Source organism: Cupriavidus taiwanensis (genome assembly GCF_900250075.1).
Lineage (GTDB): Bacteria > Pseudomonadota > Gammaproteobacteria > Burkholderiales > Burkholderiaceae > Cupriavidus > Cupriavidus taiwanensis_C.
On record NZ_LT977071.1, the window covers coordinates 1892465 to 1914451 of the forward strand.

The 21987-nt window shown below is 67.7% G+C and carries 22 protein-coding genes; 11 read left to right on the forward strand and 11 right to left on the reverse strand.

Going from position 1 to position 21987, the window contains the following annotated elements; translation table 11 throughout:
• Nucleotides 1–42 precede the first annotated feature (42 nt).
• The 5 genes from CBM2588_RS24905 to CBM2588_RS24925 form a co-directional block, all read right to left on the reverse strand.
• Nucleotides 43–669, reverse strand: coding sequence for a hypothetical protein (locus CBM2588_RS24905; protein WP_115682969.1), 627 nt, complete (start codon nucleotides 667–669; stop codon nucleotides 43–45).
• A gap of 220 nt (nucleotides 670–889) precedes the next feature.
• Entirely contained in the window at nucleotides 890–1351 is a 462-nt protein-coding gene (locus CBM2588_RS24910; RefSeq protein ID WP_115682970.1) for a RidA family protein, read from the reverse strand.
• Nucleotides 1352–1386: 35 nt separating this feature from the next.
• Nucleotides 1387–2835, reverse strand: a complete 1449-nt coding sequence (locus CBM2588_RS24915; RefSeq protein WP_115682971.1) for an aminotransferase class V-fold PLP-dependent enzyme — start codon at nucleotides 2833–2835, stop codon at nucleotides 1387–1389.
• A gap of 224 nt (nucleotides 2836–3059) precedes the next feature.
• The gene (locus CBM2588_RS24920; protein ID WP_115682972.1) at nucleotides 3060–3731 is read right to left on the reverse strand and encodes a response regulator; all 672 of its coding nucleotides are present in this window, start codon (nucleotides 3729–3731) and stop codon (nucleotides 3060–3062) included.
• Nucleotides 3728–5185, reverse strand: a complete 1458-nt coding sequence (locus tag CBM2588_RS24925) for a cache domain-containing protein (protein ID WP_231942263.1) — start codon at nucleotides 5183–5185, stop codon at nucleotides 3728–3730. The genes CBM2588_RS24920 and CBM2588_RS24925 overlap by 4 nt, the downstream gene beginning before the upstream one ends.
• 570 nt (nucleotides 5186–5755) lie before the next feature.
• Here CBM2588_RS24925 and CBM2588_RS24930 point away from each other — a divergent pair.
• Entirely contained in the window at nucleotides 5756–7768 is a 2013-nt protein-coding gene (locus CBM2588_RS24930; RefSeq protein ID WP_231942264.1) for a hypothetical protein, read from the forward strand.
• Between the two features lie 39 nt (nucleotides 7769–7807).
• Here CBM2588_RS24930 and CBM2588_RS24935 read toward each other — a convergent pair whose 3' ends face one another.
• The 3 genes from CBM2588_RS24935 to ampC form a co-directional block, all read right to left on the reverse strand.
• Nucleotides 7808–9199, reverse strand: coding sequence for a YncE family protein (locus CBM2588_RS24935; RefSeq protein WP_115682974.1), 1392 nt, complete (start codon nucleotides 9197–9199; stop codon nucleotides 7808–7810).
• A 32-nt stretch (nucleotides 9200–9231) separates the two neighbouring features.
• Nucleotides 9232–9666, reverse strand: coding sequence for a CopM family metallochaperone (gene copM / locus CBM2588_RS24940; RefSeq protein WP_115682975.1), 435 nt, complete (start codon nucleotides 9664–9666; stop codon nucleotides 9232–9234).
• Nucleotides 9667–10241: 575 nt separating this feature from the next.
• Nucleotides 10242–11423: a class C beta-lactamase gene (gene ampC, locus CBM2588_RS24945; protein WP_439897475.1), complete on the reverse strand. Its 1182-nt coding sequence runs from the start codon at nucleotides 11421–11423 to the stop codon at nucleotides 10242–10244.
• A gap of 214 nt (nucleotides 11424–11637) precedes the next feature.
• Here ampC and phnC point away from each other — a divergent pair, with 214 nt between their 5' ends.
• From phnC to CBM2588_RS24965, 4 genes are all read left to right on the forward strand, one after another.
• On the forward strand, nucleotides 11638–12492 hold the full coding sequence (gene phnC, locus CBM2588_RS24950; protein WP_115682978.1) for a phosphonate ABC transporter ATP-binding protein: 855 nt from the start codon (nucleotides 11638–11640) through the stop codon (nucleotides 12490–12492).
• A gap of 49 nt (nucleotides 12493–12541) precedes the next feature.
• Nucleotides 12542–13543 carry a phosphonate ABC transporter substrate-binding protein gene (phnD, locus tag CBM2588_RS24955; protein ID WP_115682979.1) on the forward strand — a complete coding sequence of 334 codons (1002 nt, stop codon included), beginning with the start codon at nucleotides 12542–12544 and terminating at the stop codon, nucleotides 13541–13543.
• Between the two features lie 100 nt (nucleotides 13544–13643).
• Nucleotides 13644–14456 (forward strand): phosphonate ABC transporter, permease protein PhnE, encoded by an 813-nt coding sequence (gene phnE, locus CBM2588_RS24960; RefSeq protein WP_115682980.1) that lies wholly within the window; start codon nucleotides 13644–13646, stop codon nucleotides 14454–14456.
• A gap of 5 nt (nucleotides 14457–14461) precedes the next feature.
• Complete coding sequence (locus CBM2588_RS24965; protein WP_115682981.1) at nucleotides 14462–14923, forward strand: GNAT family N-acetyltransferase; 462 nt, start codon at nucleotides 14462–14464, stop codon at nucleotides 14921–14923.
• Between the two features lie 2 nt (nucleotides 14924–14925).
• Here the strand turns inward: CBM2588_RS24965 and phnN are convergent, their stop codons facing one another.
• The 3 genes from phnN to phnF all read right to left on the reverse strand — a co-directional run bounded on the left by phnN (nucleotide 14926) and on the right by phnF (nucleotide 17099).
• Nucleotides 14926–15516 carry a phosphonate metabolism protein/1,5-bisphosphokinase (PRPP-forming) PhnN gene (gene phnN / locus CBM2588_RS24970; RefSeq protein ID WP_115682982.1) on the reverse strand — a complete coding sequence of 197 codons (591 nt, stop codon included), beginning with the start codon at nucleotides 15514–15516 and terminating at the stop codon, nucleotides 14926–14928.
• Nucleotides 15513–16238, reverse strand: a complete 726-nt coding sequence (locus CBM2588_RS24975) for a DUF1045 domain-containing protein (RefSeq protein WP_115682983.1) — start codon at nucleotides 16236–16238, stop codon at nucleotides 15513–15515. The genes phnN and CBM2588_RS24975 overlap by 4 nt, the downstream gene beginning before the upstream one ends.
• A 126-nt stretch (nucleotides 16239–16364) precedes the next feature.
• A complete protein-coding gene (phnF, locus tag CBM2588_RS24980) occupies nucleotides 16365–17099 on the reverse strand; it encodes a phosphonate metabolism transcriptional regulator PhnF (protein ID WP_115682984.1) in 735 nt (244 codons plus the stop codon).
• Nucleotides 17100–17277: 178 nt separating this feature from the next.
• Here phnF and phnG point away from each other — a divergent pair, with 178 nt between their 5' ends.
• The 6 genes from phnG to phnL are packed head-to-tail and all read left to right on the forward strand — an operon-like array spanning nucleotide 17278 to nucleotide 21968.
• Nucleotides 17278–17778: a phosphonate C-P lyase system protein PhnG gene (phnG, locus tag CBM2588_RS24985; RefSeq protein ID WP_115682985.1), complete on the forward strand. Its 501-nt coding sequence runs from the start codon at nucleotides 17278–17280 to the stop codon at nucleotides 17776–17778.
• 1 nt (nucleotide 17779) lies between these two features.
• A complete protein-coding gene (gene phnH / locus CBM2588_RS24990; protein ID WP_115682986.1) occupies nucleotides 17780–18397 on the forward strand; it encodes a phosphonate C-P lyase system protein PhnH in 618 nt (205 codons plus the stop codon).
• Between the two features lies 1 nt (nucleotide 18398).
• On the forward strand, nucleotides 18399–19553 hold the full coding sequence (locus CBM2588_RS24995; protein ID WP_115682987.1) for a carbon-phosphorus lyase complex subunit PhnI: 1155 nt from the start codon (nucleotides 18399–18401) through the stop codon (nucleotides 19551–19553).
• On the forward strand, nucleotides 19550–20452 hold the full coding sequence (locus CBM2588_RS25000) for an alpha-D-ribose 1-methylphosphonate 5-phosphate C-P-lyase PhnJ (RefSeq protein ID WP_115682988.1): 903 nt from the start codon (nucleotides 19550–19552) through the stop codon (nucleotides 20450–20452). Before CBM2588_RS24995 ends, CBM2588_RS25000 begins: the two co-directional genes overlap by 4 nt.
• Nucleotides 20449–21225 carry a phosphonate C-P lyase system protein PhnK gene (gene phnK, locus CBM2588_RS25005; protein ID WP_018004533.1) on the forward strand — a complete coding sequence of 259 codons (777 nt, stop codon included), beginning with the start codon at nucleotides 20449–20451 and terminating at the stop codon, nucleotides 21223–21225. The genes CBM2588_RS25000 and phnK overlap by 4 nt, the downstream gene beginning before the upstream one ends.
• Nucleotides 21226–21230: 5 nt before the next feature.
• Nucleotides 21231–21968: a phosphonate C-P lyase system protein PhnL gene (phnL, locus tag CBM2588_RS25010; RefSeq protein ID WP_115682989.1), complete on the forward strand. Its 738-nt coding sequence runs from the start codon at nucleotides 21231–21233 to the stop codon at nucleotides 21966–21968.
• Nucleotides 21969–21987 lie beyond the last annotated feature (19 nt).

Consider the following 21987-nt stretch of genomic DNA (forward strand, 5'->3'; position numbering starts at 1 on the left):
CCACGCCCAGTCGACATCAGCGCGAGCTGACCTCACGCTTCCCTACTCCTCCACGCTCACGACAGACGCCCCCATCCAGCTTGTTCTCAGGTACAGGACAGCGGCGTTGCCTTGATCCCCATAATTTCCGTGCCCGACCGCGCCATCACGGCCGACGGAAAAGACTTCGTCTTTCATCGGCCCCGTCAGCACCTTGTATTGAACGTAGGTCCTGGCAGGCGTCCGATGCGCGGAAGGCTGAATGGTCGTGGTCCAACGGTGTGCAGTCAATGCCAATGGCGTGCCATACGCCGCGTTGTAGAGGTTCATGACGGTGGCTCCCTCGAATGCCACCAGCATCAGGGCGCAGGGAAACAGGGAGTACAAAAGACCGCTGCCAGCGTCGCTGATCTGTGTGCCGATGGGGCGGATCAGCGCGGCCAACAGTGTCTGGGCCATGACGAAGAGGAACAGCCCGGCAAAAACCAGCGGAAAGCGCAGCAACCACCAGCGCAGGCTCTGATTTCCACCCAAGGGATACGGGTCGACTTCGCCCAGGACCATTACCATGGTTGTCGTGATGCTAACGATTATCCCGATCGCTATTCCGGCCTTGAAGGCGTTACTCCGGCCTGGGTTGGCCGGCGCCGATGCCACGGCGCTGTCTGATGTATCGATACCCGGCTGCATCCTCGCTCCATACTGAACGTCTCCCCGGCCATCGCCTTTCGTGCGGGGCGCATCGGCGCCTGCTGGTGTCCCCGCACTGCAACGAAACCGGCGTGTGACATTGTAATGGCGAGGCGCATCCTGGATCTGCACGAGCCGCTTCCAGCACGGTGCAATTCCAACGCCAACAGCGGGGACGGCCGAAACCGTACCCCGCTGCCCTCTTCCTACCGTAACACCGTCAGGGCTTGACCGCGATCGCCCCGATCTCCACGGCAACGTCGCGCGGCAGGCGCGCGACCTGGACCGTCGCCCGTGCCGGCGCGACGCCGGTGAAGTAGGTCCCGTAGACCTCGTTCATCTTGCCGAAGTCGTTCAGGTCCTTCATGTAGACGGTGGTGGAAACCACGTCGGCCATGGTCATGCCGTCGGCCGCGAGTACCGCCTTCAGGTTGTCGAGCACCAGCCGGGTCTGGGCTTCGATGGGGGCGTCCTTGAGCAACTCGCCCGTCTTGGGGTGGATCGGGATCTGGCCGGCAAGATACAGCACGTTGCCGGCGCGGATGGCCTGGGAGTATGGACCGATGGCCTTGGGGGCGTCGGCCGACGCGACGGCGCGCAGCGTGCCGCCGTGCTGGGCGCAGGCCGACAGCGAGGCCACGCCGCAAAGGGCCGCGGCAATCAGGGTGACAGATCGTTTCATGGGCTTGGCTCTTGTCGTGTTGAACGGGACCGGGGTTACGCCATGGCGCCGGACAGGGTCCACATCGATTCCACCAGCCGGTCGATGTCGTTCGCGTCGTGCCACAGGTGCGTGGAAATGCGGATGCCATAGTGCTGGGCCGGCGCGCCGATGACCTCGAAGTTCACCGAGCGGATCACGAAGCCCGGGGCGAAGTCGCTCAGCATGCGGTTGACGAAGGTCGTGGCCTTTTGCTGGTTCATGGCATCGTCGCGATTGCGGAACGGATTGAAGCAGGTCAGCGCGGACAGCAGCTTCGGATCGTCCTTGGGCGAATACAGCGACTCGACGCCCCAGCGCTCGACGATTTTTTCCTTCAGGTACGACGACAGCGTCAGGTCGTAGGTCTCGATCTTCTTCCGGCCGATGGTGTCCCACATCTCGCAGGCGCGCGCCAGTGCGCGGAACATCGGCACGTGCAGGCTGCCGCAGGACGTCACCGTGGCGGCGATGTCGTAGGCGCCGCGCGGCTGCCTGACGTAGGAGCTGGTATGGATCGGATACCACTCCGGCAGCGGCAGCGGATTGGATGGGCGCATCTTGTTGCGGATCACCAGGATGCCGGTGGAACCCGGTCCGCATTGCCACTTGTGGCCGGCGCCGGACATGAAGTCCATGCCCAGCGCGCCGTAGTCGTACGCCATCATGCCAGGCAGGTGGGCACCGTCGACGATGCTGATCAGGCTGTGGGCCTTCACCACCTGCATCAGGTCGGCGATCGGCAGCATGGTGCCGGTCTTGTAGGTGGGCGACGACCACATCATCGCGCGTACCCGCTTGCCCTGCCCCTTCAGCGCGCGGATGCGCTCGTCGAACAGCTGGACGTAAGTGCTGGCGGTCTGGTTGTTGCCGACCGGCAGCGCAATGGTCGAGACCTCGATGCCGTAGCGATCGACCGCGATATTGAGCGGGGTCAGGCCGCCGCCGTGTTCGTGGTTGGTGGTGACCACCACATCGCCCGGCTCCCACTTGATGCCGAGGATCGCATGGCACATGCCCGACGAGGTATTGCCGGAGAATGCCACTTCATCGCCATCGACGCCGAAGCCCTTGGCCACTGCGGCGCGCAGGTCGGCCAGGTTGCCGTAGCCGCTCGATGAATCGGCGGCCTTGGCGAGGTTTTCCTGGCCGAAGACATCGAGCACTACCTTGGGCATCGAGCCGCCGGTGCCGATGTTCATGTAGACCTTCTCGGGCTTGAGCACGAACATGCCCTGCACTTCATTCCAGAAGGCCTCGTCCTGCGCCAGTTGCGAGCGCAGGTCGGACGATGCCGCCGAGGCGTCGTCCGAGCAGGCGCTGATCAGCGGCGCCAGCGCCAGCGAGCCGGCGCCGTAGGCCAGCATGCGCAGGAATTCGCGCCGCTTGGGTGTCCACGTCGCCAGCGCTTCCGGATGCGGTGGCGTTGCGACAGCCGTTATCTGCTTTTGCTTCAGCTCGTCCATGGTGCTCTCCCGTTGTGTCCAGCGATCGGCGCATCGACGCATCTGCGTGCCCGGCGCCTCTTCTTCGAAAAAAGTCTACGCAAACAACGGCCGCGACAGCAGCACGACTTTCCCCTACGCAGTAATACAGAGAGCTTGTTCCGCGCCCCACTCATGGTGCGCACCAGCGCCCTGCCCCGGTGCAACCGCACCAGGCATGGACACAGCGCACGGCTCAGGGGCAATCAGCAGTCCGCGGCCAGGGCCGCGTCGGCGAGCTGGATCGCGTGCAGGTCGGAGAAGTGGACCGCGTACTTCACCAGTTCGGCCCGGCCGCCAACCTGCAGCTTGCGGCGCAGGTGCAGCCGGTGGGTTTCGACGGTGCGCACAGAAGTGCCGAGCCGCTCGGCGATCTCCTTGTTGGAGCGGCCCTCGGCCAGCAGCTTCAGCACCGTGGCCTCCTTCGGCGTCAGCGTGCGGCGCGACGACGGTGGCGGCTCGTCGGTCTGCAGGAAGGCCTGCAGTTCGGCGTTGAGGTAGGTGCCGCCGGCGGCGACGGTGCGGATCGCGGTCACCAGCTCGTGCGCGGGCGCTTCCTTGAGGACGTAGGCGGCCACGCCGAGGGCAAAGGCGCGCCGCACATATTCCGGGTCCTTGTGCATCGACAGAGCGATCACGCGCACCGACGGAAAGCGTTCGGCAAAGCGCGACGCAAGCTGCAGGCCGTTGGCATCGGGCATGTGGATGTCCGACACCACCAGGTCGGGGTCGTGCTGACCGGCGAGGATGATGGCCTCCTCCACGCTCGCTGCCTGGCCCACCACCGTCATTTCCCCGGTGGCCTCCAGGCGCAGGCGCACGCCGTCCAGCACGAACGGATGGTCATCGACCAGCAGCACACGAAGGTTTGGGATCATGCGGCAGGCCTCCTCGCAGGGGAATGACGGCCCAGGCCGCGTCCGGCCGGGAGCCTGGCTGATGGTGTTGCGGGCGCTGGCTGCGGCAGGCGCAGACGTGCCTCGACACGCGTGCCGCCAGGGCCGGTGCGCACGGCAAAGTCGCTGCCTTCCAGGCTTTCGATGCGCTCGCGCATATTGCGCAGGCCGATGCCGCCCTTGCCGTCGGCGCGGACCTTGTTCAGGTCGAAGCCGCGACCGTTGTCCTCGATCGTCAGCGCCACGTGATGGCCGCTGCCGGCCAGCGTGACCTGGACCCGGCCGGCCTGCGCATGCGTGAGGGCGTTGTTCAAGGCCTCCTGCGCGACCCGGAACAGCGCGGTGCGCTGCGCCTGCGACAGCGCGGGGATGGCCCCCTGCTCGATGAAGCGCACCTCCACGGCGCGCGGCGGGTGCAACTGCTCGACCAGCATGCGCAGCGCGGCGGCCAGCCCCAGGTCGCTCAGCAAGGCCGGATGCAGCCCGTGCGAGACCCGCCGGATCTCGACCAGCGCTTCCTGCAGCCGGCCCAGGCCTTGTGCCAGCAGTGCCTGCGGCGCGTGGCGACGCGCTGGCGGACGCTCCTTGTCCGGGTCGGTTCCGGGGTCCTGCTCCAGATGCACCTGGGCGGTTTCGAGCAGGTACTTGGACGACACCAGCACCTGCACCACGCCATCATGCAGCTCGCGTGCCACGCGGGCGCGCTCCTCTTCCTGCGAGCTCACCACGCGCCGCGCCAGGCGCCGCAGCTTCTCGCCCGAGATGCGCGAGTTGCGCAGGTTCCAGGCCAGGCCGGCCAGGCTGATCAGCATCACCGAGCCGATCGCGAAGGCGGTCAGGCGTATCTGCGTATCGCGCAGCGTGCGCGCGGCGTTGGCATCGAACGCGGCCAGTTCGCGCTCGATGTCGTCCATATAGAGGCCGGCGCCGATCACCCATCCCCATTTGTCGGCGGTCCGCACATACGACATCTTGGGTGCCTCGGTACGCGAGGAGGGCTTGATCCAGTTGTACCGGACAATGCCGCCGCCAGCTTGCGCCTGCCTGATCAGCATCCTGGCCTGGTCGCTGCCGGTATCGGCCGGGTCGCAGAAATCGACCCCGTCGATGCCCATGCTGCCCGGATTCAGCAACACGTTGCCGAGGCGATCGTAGACGAAGAAGTAGCCGTCATTGCCGAAATGCATGCGCGACAGCGCAGCGAGCGCCTGTTGCTGCAGCGCGGCTTCCTCGCCGCTGCCCTGGGCGATGCGGGTCAGGGTCGCGTGCCCGAGTTCAACGTAGTGGCGCAGCTCCTTTTCCTTGCTGGCCACGTAGACGGCCTGGACCTGTTTGCGGTCCTGCCTGGAATGGCTGACCATCTGGTACGAGACCATCCAGGTCACCAGCAGAAATACCACCAGCATGAAGGCCGCCGACAGGGCGACCGTTCTCATGCGGATCGTCATGCTTTGCACGCGCGGGGGCAGATGGATCATCGCGGGGGCCCAGGGGAGCCGGTCATACTCGGGCTGGCGAGCCGACTGCAAGGCCGCCGACGAAAACACCAAGGCGGCGTTGGCGAGGAATGCCGACGCCGCCACGACAAATCGATTCCTCCCAGTTCGATTTATCGAAACCGCCCTGTGCGCGCGTTTTGGTCCTGTGTTTTGGTCCCGCGCTTTGCCAGCCGGTTTCTCGACCCCTGATGCAGCCGGCGAACCAATGGCTCAACCGATATGCATGAGGAAACCTATGTCGTTTTGTGGCAAAAAGCAAGCAGCGTGCCGGAACCGGCAACGCACTATGCAAGGGCGCCGGAACGTCGATTGGGGCGATTACCGATAACAATGCAGACATGGAGTGCGGCCGCGCGAGCCAAGGCACCAGAAATATGTGCTGGCGTACTAAGCGGCGGCCGGAAACCTGCCAAAGTCCAACCTGGCGAATCTTTGCGCCCCACGATTCTCCTTTGCGCCGCATAAAGACCCATGCCTGGGAAACGCTTGCCATCGCACCACACTGCCATGCGTCGGGCCGTCAAGCTGACGCTGGCTCCCTGCGTCGTCATGCTGGCGCTGGCCGGCTGCGAACGCGATCCCGAGCGCCGCACCGCGGCGCCGGTGCCGTCTGGTACCGCATCGGGGGCGGTGGCCGCCAAGCCGGTTCCCGCGCAAGTGCCCGCGGAACGCCCGCCGCCCGCAGCGACAGTACCGGCAGCACCGCCGCGGCCATGGTTCGACGACGTCGTGGATGCCGAAGGCAAGCTGGTGCGGGAAGCCTATCTGGCGATCGCGTCCGATTACAGCAGCGACGAGGCCATCGCCTATCGCTACGGCCCGGCCAATACCAGGCCGGTGGCGGGGGCGCCAACGCACTGGCAGCCGGACGACAAGACCTTCTATCCGCACGGCAATCCCTGCTATCAGAAGGAGTTTCCCAAGTCCGAGCTGGATCACAGCCTTAAGGTCATCTATCAGCTGGGCCAGATGGATTGCTCCCGCAACGATTACGGCAGCAATATGGGGGATGTCATTTATCGCGCCGATGCGGCGTCGGACCCTGGCGTTACCTCGCTGCTGACGCTGGCGCTGAGTGCCGGGACGGTTGCCGAGAAACCGCAGTTGCCGTGGGTTTACGGGCATGTCGCGACCGACCCCCAGTTGAAAAACCATATTGCGGCCAATGGCGGCGAATTGCCCAGGCGCCCGATTGCCATGGGCCGCTGCAGCGAACACGACTGTGCCCAGGCCTTGATCGCGTTCCAGAACGGGCTGATTGCCTCGGTCGGCAGCAATACCGCCTCGCACTCGGCGGCCGTGAAATTGCCCGCGGGCAAGGTGCCTACGGCGATTGCGATCACGACCAACTCGGAATTCGCCCTGGTGACGATCTGGGATACCGTCGCCTTCAAGGGCCAGGTGGCCGTGCTGGCGCTGGGCAGCCTGGCCGATGGCAGCAAGGTCGGCGGCCCCTATGATCCCAGCGCGGGCTCGTGGCCGGGTCTTTACCCCGGCCTGCGCAATATGTCCAACTTCGTCTTTATCAAGCTGCTGGGCTTTATCGACCTGCCCGGCATGGTGGCGCCGACCGACATCTCGGCGGTAACGGATTTTGGCGTGATGCAGGACAACAGCACGCAAGGCTGGCTGATCGACCCGGTCGGCCGCCGCGGCGCCAGCCGGACCAAGACGGAGGTAAACCCGGCCACCAGCAGCGTCAACCAGAAGAGCTTCACGCGCACGGGCATCAACGGCAAGCTGGTGTCCCGGGCCGGCGTGGCGGCGGTGATTTCGAAGTCCGAGAAAAAGGTGATCTTCCTCGATCTGAAGCCGCTGTTCGACAAGGTCAACCGGGCCTACTTCGAAGGCAGCCATGCCGCGCTGCAAGCGACGCTGGCCAACACCGGCCTGGGCGATGCCCAGTGGCCGCCGGTATTTGCCGTCGACAACTACGCGCCGGCCATCGTCAAGTCGGTCCGCCTGCCGCAGAAGCCCACGGCCGTCAGGATCTCGATCCTGCCGATTCCCGGCCGCGCCTGGGTGGCGACGGAGGAAGGCAAGATCCGCGCGTTCTCCGTGGCGGGGCTGCAGTCCGGCCGCAATCCCGACCCGAAGCTGATCGAGGAGATGCTGAGCGTGCAGGTCGGCAAGAATCCCACCAGCATGAAGCACCATGTCAACGTGGGACTGGGCAATTCCAACACCCGGCTATGGGTGGTCTCGCGTGGCGCGCAGAAGATCCAGTTGGTCGACATGGTGGGCCTGACCGTGGAGAAGACGCTGCAGGACTCGCGCATCGTCGACCCCATCACGGTGGACGAGACCCAGCAGAACCCGCTGCTGACCAGCGTGATCACCATTGCGGACTACACCGGCAGGCAGGTGATGAACTACCGTTATGCGCCGATTGCCCTGCAAGGCGGGAATACGCCGTTGCATATCGGCGTGGGCAAGTCGGGCAATGCGCCGTTCGAGTTCGGCGGCGCCTACGACGTGCCCGGCAAGCCGTTCGATTTCACCCAGAGCAATGTGCCGTGAGCACCCTGCCCCGTGCTGCCGCGCTGCTCGCGATCGCGCTCAGGGCGCGCTGACCAGCACCGCGTTGGCCGGGTCCGGCGGCGCGCTGCCCTCCATCACCACCAGCTGCACCGGTGACGGCGCCTGCGGCGACAGCGTCGGCACCACCTCCCGCAGCGGCCCGATCGCGGTGCCGTTGGCCATGCCGGCCGGGTTGGTCCTGAAGCTTGCCACCGGCGTCTTCTGCCCGCCCGCGTAGACGCTGTATTGCGTTTCCGGCTTCAGCTTGAACAGCGAGACCTCGAGCGCGTCGACCACGCCCAGGTTGCGCGCCACGACAAAGCCTTTGGCGTCGCCGCCGCGGACCGGCTTGAGCGCAACGTTGAGCGGCTCGGTGTTCGCGCGCGGCACCAGGTTGTCGGTGCCGGCGCCGCCGGGCACCGCATTGCTGACATAGACCAGCGCCTGCGGCGCCTGGCCCACCGGCACGCGTGCGATGACGCGGTTGTCGGCGGTGTCGATCACATCCACCGCGTCGCCGTTTTCCAGGCCGACATAGACGCGCGAGCCATCGTCCGCCGCCCAGATGCCATGCGGCAGCGCGCCGACGGGAATGGTCGCGACCAGCGTGGGCGTAGCCTCGGTGGTGAACACCTTCACCACGTTCTCGCCACCTACCGTGACATAGGTATGCGTGCCGCGCGCGGTGCGGGCAAAGGCCAGGTGGTTGGTGATAAAGCCGGTATCGAACACGCCTTTCACGGCCAGCTTCCCGGTATCGATGCGCGTGACCTTGCCCACGTCCTTGTGCGTCATCCAGACTTCCTTGAAGTCGGGCGTGAACTGCAGGAAGGGCGAGAACGGGCTGGCCACGTCCAGCCGCTTCACCACCTTGCGGGCCCTGACGTCGATCACGTCGACCACCGGATTGAAGCTGGAGACGACGAAGGCCAGCTTGCCCGCCGGGTGGAACAGCACCATGCCCGGCCCTGCCGTGGTCGGGATGCGCCGGGTTTCGCGGAAGGTGGCGGGATCGATCACGGAGATATAGTCTTCGCCGCGCACCACCACCCATACCTCCTTGCCATCGGCGGTAAAGAAGCCCTCGTGCGGCGAGCGGCCGATATAGGCGATGCCCTTGACCCGGTTGGTGGCGGTATCGATGAACGCGACCGAGTTGGAGCCATTGGAGATGGCGATCAGCGTCCGGTGGTCCGGTGAGAACCCCAGGCCGTGTACGTTGAGTTCGCCCTTGTACAGCGGCGACAGCACGTCGGGCCGTGCATTGCCGAGCCGGATCTGGCCCAGCAGCCGGTTGGCGGCGGGGTCGATCACCGACACGGTGTTGCTGTTCTGGTCGGCGGTGTAGACGCGGTCCTGTGGTTGCGGGGCGGCGGTGGCCAGTGGCGCGCCGAGGGAAATGGCCAGGGCGACAAGGGTGTTTTTCTTCATGGCGGTAAGGGGGATGGATGCGGTTGGCATGGTCAGCGCGGCGTGACCTGCGATGGCTGGGCCTGGTGGCGCTGCAGCCACGCCTGCATCAGCCGTATCTCGTTCTGCTGCTCGGTGATGATGCCCTGAGCCAGGTTGCGCAGCGCCGGATCCTTGCCGTACAGCAGCAGCGCCTTGGCCATGTCGATCGCGCCCTGGTGGTGCGGGATCATCATGGCGACGAAGTCGTGGTCCGGGTCGCCGTTGGTGGGCGCCTGCGTCATGCCGTGGTGCATTACGTTCATGGCGTCGTCGATCAGGGCGGCATAGGGCTTGGCGGTGCTGGCGATGAAGGGCGGAGGTGCCGACTGGCCCGGGTGCTGGTGGGCGTTCTGGGCCGGCGCGGCCAGGCTGGCGGCCGACAGGCACAGTGCCGCCAGGGCGCGTGCCGTGGTGCGGGCGCCATGGCGTGAGGGACTTCGTTGCATCGCAGGGTCTCCGGGTGGCCACGGACTGGCGTGGGTCTGGGTCGGGATGGTTTCCTGCGTATACACGTGGGCGGGCTGGACTATTCCGTCACGCGTGAAAAATATTGGTTGGGGTCGGGTGCTTGGCGGGCGCGGCTGTTTCGCCGGCGTAGCCGGCGACCTCCTTTCTGTCCGAGCGACAGAAAGGAGGCAAAGAGCGCGTCGCCTAAGCGGCTGGCTAAGGCGGCGTCGGTTGTTCCAGCGGCGGTGACTTGCGGTCCGGCGGTTGGTGGTTCCACCCTGCTGACGCTACCTGGATGTGCCTGGCGTTCGAGGTCGGATGGACGAACCCGACTTTAGGTCGGTGGCCGCCTTCTAACTGCGTTGTCGGTTGGACGCCTTCGGCTGCGCTGCGCGCGCTCCCTATCTCAGGTCTGCTGCCCGGGCACGGAATGCGTCGCGGCGCTCGCATGCGTTGTTGGTATTGATCACCACGAACGTACCGAACCTGCTTGTTTGCTCCCCTCTCCCGCTTGCGGGAGAGGGGCGGGGGTGAGGGCCGGCGCATCCACGAAGTCAACCGCCTCAATCGCCCCTCAAGGCTTGCCTTCCCCCACCGGCTGTCCGTCCAGATACTGCAGCACCTTGAACGCCGCCTTCACCCGCTCCGCGACCGGGTAGTTCTTGTTTGCCAGCATCACGATGCCGATGCGCTGCGACGGTACGTAAGCGACATAGGCGCCGAAGCCATTGGTCGAGCCAGTCTTGTTGACCAGCATGGCGCTGCGCGCCGGCTGCGGCGGCTCCAGTCGCGCCACCGGGTTGGCCTCGAACACCACCTGCGGCGAGCTGCCTGCCAGCACGCTGTCGCGCGATGCCGGCCAGGGGTACATTTCCCACGCCAGCCCTTGCACCATGTCGCCGACCTTGAAGTAACCGGTGCGGGTGGTGGCCAGCGCGCGCTGCAGGGTCTGGTCCAGCCCGCTGCTGTCGATATTGGCCATGACGAAGCGCATCATGTCGGCCGACGTGGTCTTGACGCCGTAGGCCTCGGCATCCAGCACGCCCGGCGTGACGCGGACCGCCTTGCCGCCCCTGGCGTAGCCATAGGCATAGTCCTTCATGCGCGCCTTCGGCACCGTGATGTAGGTGCTGCGCAGCCCGAGCGCGGGGAACAGTGTCTTCTCCATCAGCACGTCGAACGGCTGGCCCATGCTGCGCGCGGCCAGGTAGCCGAACAGGCCGATGCTGGGATTCGAGTATTGCCGGTGGGTGCCGGGGGCGTAGCGGGGACGCCAGTCGCGGAAATAGTCGACCATCTTGCCGGTGTCGGTGACGGCCTCAGGAAACTGCAGCGGCAGCCCGCCGGCCGCATACGTGCCCAGGTCCAGCAGGCTGGTCGCGCCCACGCTGCTGCCCGCGAGTTGCGGCAGGTGCTTCGCCGCATTGTCGGTCAGCGACAGGTCGCCGCGGGCTTGCGCATAGGCGGCCAGCGTCGCGGTGAAGGTCTTGCTGACCGAACCGATCTCGAACAGCGTATCGGCGTCGACCTTGCGTCCTTCCCTCTTGGCGGCGACGCCGTAGTGGAAGTCGTACTGCTTGCCGCCGGCCGTGACAGTCACGGCCATGCCCGGCACATCGTGCGCCTGCATCAGAGGCTGGATTGCCGCGTCGACGACACGCCTGAGCGCGGCCGCATCGACACGCTCGGCAGCATGGGCACCGGCACCGGCACCGGCGCCGCAAAGCAGCGCCGCGGCGGCGGCAATGGCTTGCATTGCCTTGTGAAGAGTTTGGTTCATATCAGATCGTCTGACCGTGGTGCGCCGGCACACAGCGCAGCCGGCGCGGGAAATAAGCGAGACTTTACCGGCTCCCGGGCCTCGCCCGCCCAAACCTGTGTCCGATGACCGCGCCGGATCGGTCTTCCAGTCATCGTTCTGTCATCCACCCCCGCCAGAATGCGCAGGTCAATCAAGTCAGGGAGTCGACATGACGCACGCAATTGAAGTCCGCGGCCTGAGCAAATCGTTCCGTGCGGACCGCAAGGCGCTTGACGATGTCACGCTGCAGATCGCACCGGGCGAGATGGTCGCGCTGCTGGGCGCGTCCGGATCCGGCAAGTCTACGCTGCTGCGCCACGTGGCCGGCTTCGTCACCGGCGACGCCGGCGCCGGCGAGATCCTGGTCAACGGCCGCCACGTGCAGCGCAACGGCCGCCTGGCCGGCAACGTGCGCCAGGTGCGGCGCGAGATCGGATTCGTGTTCCAGCAGTTCAACCTGGTGGGACGCCTGCCGGTCATCACCAATGTGCTGGTCGGCATGCTGGCGCGTGTACCCAAATGGCGCGGCCTGCTGCGCGCGTTCAGGGCCGACGAAATCCGCAGGGGGCTCGATGCGCTTGCGCAAGTTGGTATAGACGACTATGCCTTTCAGCGTGCCTCGACGCTGTCGGGCGGCCAGCAGCAGCGCGCCGCGATTGCGCGCACGCTGGTGCAGAACGCCAGCGTGATCCTGGCCGACGAGCCGATCGCCTCGCTCGATCCCGAATCCTCGCGCCGCGTGATGTCGCTGCTCAGGCAGATCAACCGCACCCGCAAGGTGGCGGTGGTGGTGTCGCTGCACCAGGTGGACGTAGCCATGCGCTACTGCCCGCGCGTGGTGGCGTTGCGCCACGGCAAGGTGGTCTATGACGGCCCCTCGGCCGCGCTGACGCCGGCCATGCTGCGCGACCTCTACGGCACCGAAGCGGACGAACTGCTGCGCGATGCCATCCCTGAAGACGACGACAGCGCCGCGCCCATGCCGGCGCCGGCGCTGGTCACGATGAACCTGGCCGCCGCCTGAGCGGTTGGCGCAGCCCCATTCCCCAAACCGCTTTCCATCGGAGTTGCCCATGCTTCGCAGAACCTTCATCGCCGTCGCGGCCTCGGCCGCGGTTGCCCTCCCCGCCCTGCCTGCCTTCGCCCAGGAGGCAAAGAGCCTGAACATCGGCTTCATCTCGACCGAATCGTCGTCCAACCTGAAGACCGCCTGGCAGCCGCTGATCGACGACCTGAGCAAGACCCTGGGCGTGCCGGTGAAGCCGTTCTTCGCCTCCGACTATGCCGGCATCATCGAAGGCATGCGTTTCAACAAGGTGCAGATCGCGTGGTTTGGCAACAAGTCGGCCATGGAAGCGGTCGACCGCGCCAGCGGCGAGGTGTTTGCGTCGGTGATCGACAAGGACGGCAACCCGGGCTACTGGTCGGTGCTGGTGGTCAACAAGGACAGCGACCTGAAGAGCGTCGAGGACGTGATCAGGCGCGGCAAGGACCTGACCTACGGCGCCGGCGACCCCAACTCCACCTCGGGCACGGCGGTGCCGGGCTTCTACCTGTGGAGCGCCAACAAGGTCGAGCCCAAGACGCTGTTCAAGGCGGTGCGCATCGGCAACCATGAAACCAACCTGCTGTCGGTGCTGAACAAGCAGGTCGACGTGGCCGTCAACAACACCGAGAACATGGAGCGCTACCGCATCAACACAGGCAAGAACGCCTATGACCAGGTGCGCGTGCTGTGGAAGTCGCCGCTGATCCCGGCCGACCCGATGGTCTACCGCAAGGACCTGGCGCCGGAACTGAAGAAGAAGATCCAGACCTTCTTCGTCAACTACGGCAAGGGCACCGACGCGGCGCGCGAGAAGCAGGTGCTGGCCGGCCTGACTTACCAGGGCTTCCGCGCCTCGAACGACGCCCAGCTGGTGCCGATCCGCCAGATCGAGCTGGCGCGCGAAAAGGCCAAGATCGAATCCGACACCACGCTGGCCGCCGCCGACAAGGAAAAGCGCCTGTCCGACGTGAGCCGCCGCCTGGCGGAGCTGGACAAGGCCGCCGCCAGCGCCGGCAGCACGCAGTAACCGGTTCGCCACCACACTGTTCGACCTGTCTCACCGGGGCGGCGGCTGTCGCCGCCCGCCTCGCACCGCTTTCCAATCCCCGCTATATCCGGACCGCTCCATGACCGTCTCCGCCACGCCTGGCCTGCCTCCCACGCCCCGAAGCCATGTGCGCCCGCCGCGCACGCCCCTTGCCGTGCCGCTGACCTGGGCGGTGCTGCTGGCCATGCTGGCCCTGTCCTGGCAAGGCGCCGACATGCGCCCGCTCGACCTGCTGCGCGATTCGGACAACATGGCCAGGTTCGCGGCCGACTTCTTCCCGCCGGATTTCCGCGACTGGCGCCACTACCTCGACGAGATGCTGGTGACCGTGCAGATCGCGCTGTGGGGCACGGCGCTGGCCGTGGTGGTGGCGGTGCCGCTGGGGCTGCTGTGCTCGGCCAATATCGTGCCGGCCTGGGTCTACCAGCCCGCGCGCCGCGTCATGGATGCATGCCGCGCCATCAATGAAATGGTGTTCGCCATGCTGTTTATCGTCGCGGTCGGGCTGGGCCCGTTCGCCGGCGTGCTGGCGATCTGGATCCATACCACCGGGGTGCTGGCCAAGCTGTTTGCCGAAGCGGTAGAAGCCATCGACCCGCGTCCGGTCGAAGGCGTGCGTGCCACCGGCGCCGGCCCGGTCGAGGAAATCGTCTACGGCGTGATTCCGCAGGTGCTGCCGCTGTGGCTGTCGTTCGCGCTGTACCGTTTCGAGTCCAACGTGCGCTCGGCGTCGGTGGTGGGCATCGTCGGCGCCGGCGGCATCGGCACCGTGCTGTGGGAAATCATCCGCAGCTTCCAGTACGGGCAGACCTGCGCGGTGATGATCATCATCATCGTGTTCGTCTCGGCCATCGACATCCTGTCGGCCCAGATCCGCAAGGTGCTGGTCTGAACGCCATGCCGACCACCGAAGTCTCGCTGGCGCTGCGCGAAGTGCGCGGCTCCGACGCGGAGCTGCTGCACCTGTCCGCGCTGCTGGCCGCGATGGACGGCGAGGCGCCGCTGCCGCTCGCCACCATGCGCGAGCGCTATGCCACCATGCGCCGCTATCCGGACTACCGCTGCTACATGATGGTGGGCGCGAATGAGGTGCCGCTCGGCACCTTCAGCCTGCTGGTGTTCCCGGTGATGGTCCACGACGGGCGTCCGGAGGCGATCGTCGAAGCCGTGGTGGTGGCGCCGGCCGCGCGCGGCATGGGCATCGGCAAGGCCATGATGCGCGAGGCGATGCGGCTGGCGCGGGAAGCCGGTGCCGCCAAGCTGGCGCTGTCATCCAGTGCGCGACGCCTGCGCGCGCACCGGTTCTATCGCCAGCTCGGCTTTACCGAGCATGGCATCAGCTTCAGCGTCGGGCTCTGAACTCAGGCCTGCCGTGCCGCCGGAGGCGCGGCGCCTACCAGTTGCGCCAGCGCCGCCACCGCGCTCTCCAGCCCGCCGCTGTTGTCGATCTCGACCAGCCGGCATCCCGGCGGCACGGCGAACGCCTGCCGCGCGCGGGCCAGCCGTTTCGCGATCGCATCTTCCGCTTCGCGTCCGCGCTGGCGCAGGCGCGCCGCCAGCACTTCCGGCTGCACCCGCACGTGTACCGCGCACAGCTTCGGGTAGCGTGCCACCGCCTGTGGCAGGTACTCGCGCGAGCCGTTGACGATCACCGTCAGGCCGCGCGCCAGCCACTGCTCGATCTCGATGCCGATGCCGTAGTGCAGGCCGTGGCTGTGCCAGTCCAGCGCCAGGCAGCCCAGCGCGCGGCGGCGGTGGAATTCCTCGGGTGTCAGCGCCACCGAGGCCTCGTTGGCATCGGCGGCGCGGGTGATGTAGCGATGGGCGATGACAATGCGGTGATCCGCGCCCAGGCGCTCGCGCAGCGCGCGCAGCAGCGAGTCCTTGCCGCTGCCGGACGGTCCCATCAGGTAGAACAGGCCGTGCCCGTCGGCCACGGTTGCCGCGCTCATGCGCCCAGATACGCCGCGCCGGCGCCGTCCGCGGTGCTGCCGTCGAAGCCGTAATGGCGGGCGACGACAAAATCCTCGCCCTGGGCCGGCTGCACGAATACGCTGATGCGGTCCACACGCAACGGCGCTTGCAGCAGCTTGCCGCTGGCTGCTTCAAGCTGCGCGATCGCGGCGCGCTGGCTGTCAGCATCGAGCATGCCGGTCAGCGTGATATGGAACACGAAGGTGCCGAACACATACGGGTAGCCCCATGCGTCGAGCATGCGGCGCTCTGCTGCGCTCAGCTGGTCCGCGGTGCGCCTGGCCAGTTCCTGCGCCGAAGGCGGCGCGCGCAAGGGGTCGAAGGCCAGCACGCAGGCGTCGGCCAGCGCCTGCATCGGCGGCGAGCCGCCGGCGGCGAGCGTCCATGCGACAAAACCACGCAGCGCGCGCAGCGCCAGCGGCGCCTCGAACGGCGTTTGCCGGCGCGCAAGATCCCGCGCGGCGGCATCGACCATCGCCGCGCTGGCGCCGTCGGCAAGCCGGAATGGCGGCTTCAGGGTGGCATGCAGGCCGTAGTGGGCCGGCGCCTCGATCCACTCGGGCGGCGCGGCGGGCAGGTCGGCGGGCGGAGGCAGCATGGCGCCGGTGTCGGCGTCGCGCCCCAGCCAATGATTGCCGAAGGTGGCCAGCGGGCCGGATGGCGACAGGTAGATGGCGTAGCGGTACGCGGCTTGAGTCATGCGGCAAGGTTACCAGCGGCATCACGCGCGCGCAGGCGCGGACTGCCCCGGTTTGGTGGGGTTGACCGCAGACAGTAGCGCAGGCAGATGACAGCCGGATGTCTAGACCAATCCCGCGCGACAGCGTCACTCACGGTCGGACACCGTCAGCTGCACCCAGTCGCCGGCAAAGCGCACCACGCTGTACTGCACCGGGTTGCCGTCGATATCGACGTTCAGCGCCTCGACCTGCAGCACCGGGCGGGTCTTGGGCTGGTTCAGCATCCGCGCCACCGGCGCGCTCGGCATCGCCGCGGTGATGCGCGACCACTTGCGGGTGTAGTCGGCAATGCCGTAATGGGCCAGCGCGCGCGATACGGATTGCCTGGCGCGCAGCACCTCGTCGATGCCGGGAAAGCGCTTGAGGTCGAAGTAGTGCTCGGCCACGTCGATGGTGCGGTCCTCGGCCTTGCCGATCATCTGCGCATGGAGCAGCTCCGCGGTGCGCGCCAGCCCCAGCTGTTTGGCCACCTCCGGCGCGCGCACCACCTGGCTGGCGACGACTTCGGTATGGCCGCGCACGCCCTGCGCCGCCAGGTTCTGCGAGAAGCGCGTGCGGCGCCCGATGGCGTAGTCGATCGCGTGCTCCTGCACGAAGGTGCCGCGGCCCTGCTCGATCCGCACCAGCCCGCTCAGTTCCAGCTCGCCCATGGCGCGGCGGATGGTGTGCCGGTTCACGGCGAAACGGTTGGCGAGCTCCGGCTCCGGCGGCAATTGCTCGCCTGGCAGGTACAGCTTCTTGCGGATGTCGTCCGCCAGCGCCTCGCCAATCTGGCGCCACACCGCGACCCCCGAACCCCGTTCCACTTCTCGATCAGACATCTTGCGCTGTCCTCTTGTCATCAAGCGTTAACCCATCTCGTGCGATTGTGCCTCAGCCATGCCGCGCTGGCAGCGTGCCCGAGCAATCCCCTGCCCCGTCATGAAACGTTCATTTGGCTGTGGTCTAGTGGCTGCGTGTTCCAGCAACGACATCTAAACGTATAGACGTATAGGGGTGATGATGCAAAGCGAAACCGCGCGGCCGGATGTGCCCGCCGCCCATGCTGCCCGCGCCGCCTGGCTGCGGATTCTGGCCACCGCGCCGACCGATGCGCTCGACGGCGCCTACCAGAGGCTTGCGCAGGCGCAGGCCCTGCCCGCCTACCGGCTGCTGCGCAAGCCCGAGGCCGGCATGGCGATGGTGCGGGGCCGCGCGGGCGGCACCGGGGCCCAGTTCAACCTCGGCGAAATCACGGTAACGCGCTGCGCGGTGGTGCTGGAGGATGGCGCCGCCGACGCTGCCGCCGGCGTCGCCTATGTCCAGGGGCGCAGCGTGCGCCATGCCGAGCAGGCCGCGGTGCTGGACGCGCTGCTGCAGCGTCCGGCCTGGCACCAGCGCGTGCAGGACCTGGTGCTCGCACCGCTGGCCGACGCACACGCCAGCCGCGCCGCGCACGCGGCGGCCATGGCCGCGCAGACGCGCGTCGAGTTCTTCACCATGGTCCGCGGAGAAGACTGAGATGCCCGCCGCCCAACCCATGCTGTCCACGCCGGCCGCCGCGCTGCTGCCCGGCTTTAGTGATCCGGTGGATGACGCCCAGCAGGTGTTCCGCGCCGCGCTGCGGGCGTTTGCCCACCCGGGCCAGCTGCAGACGCTGCCGGCCCGCAGCGGCTTGCCGGACGGCCTGTCGCCGGCGCTGGCCGCGCTGCTGCTGACGCTGGCCGACGCCGATACCCCGGTCTGGCTGCCCGCCGCCGTGCCGGCCGCGGCGCGTGCCTTCCTGCGCTTTCACTGCGGCTGCCGGCTGACGGAAGCGCCCGGCGCCGCGGCCTTCGTCTGCGTGCCGGCCGGCCATGCCATGCCGGCGCTCACGGACTGCGCGCAGGGCAACCCGGCCTTCCCGGACCGCTCGGCCACGCTGCTGGTGGAAGTGGCCTCGCTCACCGACGGCGAGGCCCTGACGCTGCGGGGCCCCGGCATCGAGCACACGCAAGCGCTGCGTGTTGCCGGCCTGCCGGCGGGCTTTCGCGCGGCCTGGCGCGCCAACAACGCCGGCTTCCCGCTCGGCGTGGACCTGCTGCTGTGCAGCGGCGACCGGTTCTGCGCGCTGACGCGCACCACCATCGTGGAGGACTGACATGTACGTAGCCGTCAAAGGGGGCGAACGCGCCATCCTCAATTCTTACCGGATGCTCGACGCCTATCGCCGCGGCGACACCGCGGTGCCGGAACTGACGCTGGCACAGATCCGCGAGCAGATGCCGCTGGCGGTGTCGCGCGTGATGGCCGAGGGCTCGCTGTATGACCCGCACCTGGCGGCGCTGGCGCTCAAGCAGGCCGCCGGCGACCAGATCGAGGCCATCTTCCTGCTGCGCGCGTACCGCACCACGCTGGCGCGCTTCGGCTATACGCAGCCGCTCGATACCGGCGCGATGCGCCTGCAGCGCCGGATCTCGTCGACCTTCAAGGACGTGCCGGGCGGCCAGGTTCTCGGGCCCACCTACGACTACACGCAGCGGCTGCTGGATTTCTCGCTCGAAACCGGCCGCGCGCCGCAGCCTTTGCCCGCTGATCAGGAACCGCTCGCCGCCGCGATGCCGCGCGTGACCAGCCTGCTGGAAGCGGACGACCTGGTCGAAGCCGACGCGATTCCCGCCGGCGACCCCGCCCCGCCCGACCTGACGCGCGAGCCGCTGAGCTTCCCCGCCGGCCGCGCCGCGCGTCTGCAGAACCTGGCGCGCGCCGACGAGGGCTTCCTGCTGTCGATGGGCTACTCGACCCAGCGCGGCTACGGCAACTCGCACCCGTTCGCGGCCGAGATCCGCTACGGCACGGCCGAGGTGGAGCTGTTCGTCGAAGAGCTCGGCTTTGCCGTCACCATCGGCGCGATCGAGCTGACCGAATGCCAGATGGTGAGCCAGTTCGCCGGCAATGCCGACGAGGCGCCGCGCTTTACCCGCGGCTATGGGCTGGTGTTCGGCTACAACGAGCGCAAGGCCATGTCGATGGCACTGGCGGACCGCGCCATGCGCGCCGAAGCGCTCGGCGAGGCCGCCGACGCGCCGGCCAACGATATCGAATTCATGCTGTACCACAGCGACAACGTCGAGGCCTCGGGCTTTGTCCAGCACCTGAAGCTGCCGCACTACGTGGATTTCCAGGCCAACCTGGAGCTGCTGCGCCGGCTGCGTGCCGAGGGCGCCGACGTGCCGGACAGCGCCATGCCCGCGTCCGTGGCGGCGCCACCGCAGCCGCAGCCGCAGCCGCAGCCGCAAGAGGAGACGCTGGCATGAGCGCCGCCGACACCACCATGGCCGCGGGCATCGCCCGCGACGAGCACTACAACTTCGGCTATCTCGACGAGTCGACCAAGCGCATGCTGCGCCGCGCCTTGCTGAAGGCGGTGGCGATTCCTGGCTACCAGGTGCCGTTCGGCAGCCGCGAAATGCCCTTGCCGTATGGCTGGGGCACCGGCGGCATCCAGGTGACGGCCGCGATCATCGGCAAGGACGACGTGCTCAAGGTGATCGACCAGGGCTCGGACGACACCACCAACGCCATCAATATCCGCCGCTTCTTCGCCCGCGTCACCGGCGTGCCGACCACCGAGCGCACCACCGCGGCCAGCATCGTCCAGACCCGCCACCGGATTCCCGAAACGCCGCTGCGCGCGGGGCAGACCGTGGTGTTCCAGGTGCCGATCCCGGAGCCGCTGCGCTGGCTTGAGCCCAGCGAAGGCGAGACCCGCACCATGCATGCGCTGGCGGAATACGGCGCGATGCACGTCAAGCTGTACGAGGACATCGCGCACCACGGCCACATCGCCACCACCTACGACTACCCCGTGATCGTCAACCAGCGCTACATGATGCGGCCCTCGCCCATCCCCAAGTTCGACAACCCCAAGCTGGACCGCAGCCCGGCGCTGATGCTGTTCGGCGCGGGCCGCGAAAAGCGCGTCTATGCGGTGCCGCCCTACACCGCCGTCAAGAGCCTGGACTTTGCCGACCACCCCTTCACGGTGGAGTCGTGGTCCAACTGCTGCGCGCAGTGCGGCGCCACCGACAGCTACCTGGACGAGATCATCACCGACGACGCCGGCACGCGCCGGTTCGTGTGCTCGGATACCGAGTACTGCGCCGGCCGCCAGGCCGCGCAAGCCGTCGACACCGCTGCCGGAGGTGCGCAATGAGCGCCGCTCCGCTGTTGTCGGTGCGCAACCTGACGCGCACCTGGGATGGCCTGCATGGCTGCCATGACGTCAGCTTCGACCTCTATCCGGGCGAAGTGCTGTGCGTGGTGGGCGAGTCGGGCTCGGGCAAGAGCACGCTGCTGCAGGCGCTGTCGATGCAGGCGCCGGCGCAGCGCGGCACGGTCAGCTACGCCATGCGCGAATCCGGCCTGACCGACCTGGCCACCCTGTCCGGCGCGCGCCTGCGGCTGCTGGCGCGCACCGACTGGGGCTTCGTGCGCCAGCACGCGCGCGACGGCCTGCGCATGCAGGTCAGCGCCGGCGCCAATATCGCCGAACGGCTGATGGCCGTGGGCGAGCGCCACTACGGCAACCTGCGCGAAGTCGCCGGCAACTGGCTGGAAAAGATGGAGATCGACCTGGCGCGGCTGGACGACGTGCCCGGCACCTTTTCCGGCGGCATGCAGCAGCGGCTGCAGATCGCGCGCAACCTGGTCACGCATCCGCGCCTGGTGTTCATGGACGAGCCCACGGCGTCGCTCGACGTGTCGGTGCAGGCGCGGCTGCTGGACCTGCTACGCCGCCTGGTGGCGGACCTGGACCTGGCCGCGGTGCTGGTCACACACGACCTGGCGGTGGCCAGGCTGCTGGCGCACCGCACCCTGGTGATGCAGGGCGGGCGCGTGGTCGAGCAGGGCCTGACCGACCAGATCCTCGACGATCCCCAGCATCCGTACACGCAGTTGCTGGTTTCTTCCATCCTGCAGGGCTGAACACGATGCACGCAGAACAAGCACAGAAGCTGGTCGAGGTGCGCGGCCTCGGCAAGATGTTTACGTTGCATAACCAGGGCGGCATCCGCCTGCCGGTGTTGCGCGCGATCGATTTCGATGCCGCGCGCGGTGAATGCCTGGTCCTGTCCGGGCCGTCCGGCACCGGCAAGAGCACGCTGCTGCGCTGCCTGTACGGCAATTACCTTGCCACCGAAGGCAGCATCCGGCTGCGCGACACCAGCGCCGACGGCGCGCCGTGGGTCGAGCTGGGCCAGGCCAGCGAGCAGCGCGTGCTGCAGCTGCGCCGCGACGTAATCGGCTATGTCAGCCAGTTCCTGCGCGCGATCCCGCGCGTGGGCGCGCTCGACGTGGTGGCCGATCCGCTGCGGCAGCGCGGCGCCGGCGAGGATGAGGCGCGCGCGCGCGCGGCCGAACTGCTGGCGCGGCTGAACCTGCCACGCCGGCTGTGGGACCTGCCGCCCGCCACCTTCTCGGGCGGCGAGCAGCAGCGCGTCAATATCGCGCGCGGCCTGATCGGCGGCCATCCGATCCTGCTGCTGGACGAGCCCACCGCCTCGCTGGACGCCGACAACCGTGCCGTGGTGGTCGCGCTGATCCGCGCAGCCCTGGCCGAGGGCCGCGCGCTGATCGGCATTTTCCACGACGAAGCCGTGCGCGATGCCGTGGCCACGCGCCTGCTGCCGCTGCACCCCGCTACCGCTACCACCACCGCCCCCGCCTGAACCGAACCGCCCCGAACGG

Excerpts from the sequence above, each read along its gene's own strand:
- phnK (WP_018004533.1), top strand. The coding sequence starts at position 20,449 with ATGAGCGCCGCTCCGCTGTTGTCGGTGCGCAACCTGACGCGCACCTGG.
- CBM2588_RS24930 (WP_231942264.1), top strand. The coding sequence starts at position 5,756 with ATGCGTCGGGCCGTCAAGCTGACGCTGGCTCCCTGCGTCGTCATGCTG.
- copM (WP_115682975.1), bottom strand. The coding sequence starts at position 9,666 with ATGCAACGAAGTCCCTCACGCCATGGCGCCCGCACCACGGCACGCGCC.
- CBM2588_RS24995 (WP_115682987.1), top strand. The coding sequence starts at position 18,399 with ATGTACGTAGCCGTCAAAGGGGGCGAACGCGCCATCCTCAATTCTTAC.
- CBM2588_RS24915 (WP_115682971.1), bottom strand. The coding sequence starts at position 2,835 with ATGGACGAGCTGAAGCAAAAGCAGATAACGGCTGTCGCAACGCCACCG.
- phnN (WP_115682982.1), bottom strand. The coding sequence starts at position 15,516 with ATGAGCGCGGCAACCGTGGCCGACGGGCACGGCCTGTTCTACCTGATG.
- phnF (WP_115682984.1), bottom strand. The coding sequence starts at position 17,099 with ATGTCTGATCGAGAAGTGGAACGGGGTTCGGGGGTCGCGGTGTGGCGC.
- phnH (WP_115682986.1), top strand. The coding sequence starts at position 17,780 with ATGCCCGCCGCCCAACCCATGCTGTCCACGCCGGCCGCCGCGCTGCTG.
- CBM2588_RS24910 (WP_115682970.1), bottom strand. The coding sequence starts at position 1,351 with ATGAAACGATCTGTCACCCTGATTGCCGCGGCCCTTTGCGGCGTGGCC.
- CBM2588_RS24975 (WP_115682983.1), bottom strand. The coding sequence starts at position 16,238 with ATGACTCAAGCCGCGTACCGCTACGCCATCTACCTGTCGCCATCCGGC.
- ampC (WP_439897475.1), bottom strand. The coding sequence starts at position 11,423 with ATGCAAGCCATTGCCGCCGCCGCGGCGCTGCTTTGCGGCGCCGGTGCC.
- CBM2588_RS25000 (WP_115682988.1), top strand. The coding sequence starts at position 19,550 with ATGAGCGCCGCCGACACCACCATGGCCGCGGGCATCGCCCGCGACGAG.
- phnC (WP_115682978.1), top strand. The coding sequence starts at position 11,638 with ATGACGCACGCAATTGAAGTCCGCGGCCTGAGCAAATCGTTCCGTGCG.
- CBM2588_RS24935 (WP_115682974.1), bottom strand. The coding sequence starts at position 9,199 with ATGAAGAAAAACACCCTTGTCGCCCTGGCCATTTCCCTCGGCGCGCCA.
- phnL (WP_115682989.1), top strand. The coding sequence starts at position 21,231 with ATGCACGCAGAACAAGCACAGAAGCTGGTCGAGGTGCGCGGCCTCGGC.
- CBM2588_RS24925 (WP_231942263.1), bottom strand. The coding sequence starts at position 5,185 with ATGAGAACGGTCGCCCTGTCGGCGGCCTTCATGCTGGTGGTATTTCTG.
- phnE (WP_115682980.1), top strand. The coding sequence starts at position 13,644 with ATGACCGTCTCCGCCACGCCTGGCCTGCCTCCCACGCCCCGAAGCCAT.
- CBM2588_RS24920 (WP_115682972.1), bottom strand. The coding sequence starts at position 3,731 with ATGATCCCAAACCTTCGTGTGCTGCTGGTCGATGACCATCCGTTCGTG.
- CBM2588_RS24965 (WP_115682981.1), top strand. The coding sequence starts at position 14,462 with ATGCCGACCACCGAAGTCTCGCTGGCGCTGCGCGAAGTGCGCGGCTCC.
- phnD (WP_115682979.1), top strand. The coding sequence starts at position 12,542 with ATGCTTCGCAGAACCTTCATCGCCGTCGCGGCCTCGGCCGCGGTTGCC.
- phnG (WP_115682985.1), top strand. The coding sequence starts at position 17,278 with ATGATGCAAAGCGAAACCGCGCGGCCGGATGTGCCCGCCGCCCATGCT.
- CBM2588_RS24905 (WP_115682969.1), bottom strand. The coding sequence starts at position 669 with ATGCAGCCGGGTATCGATACATCAGACAGCGCCGTGGCATCGGCGCCG.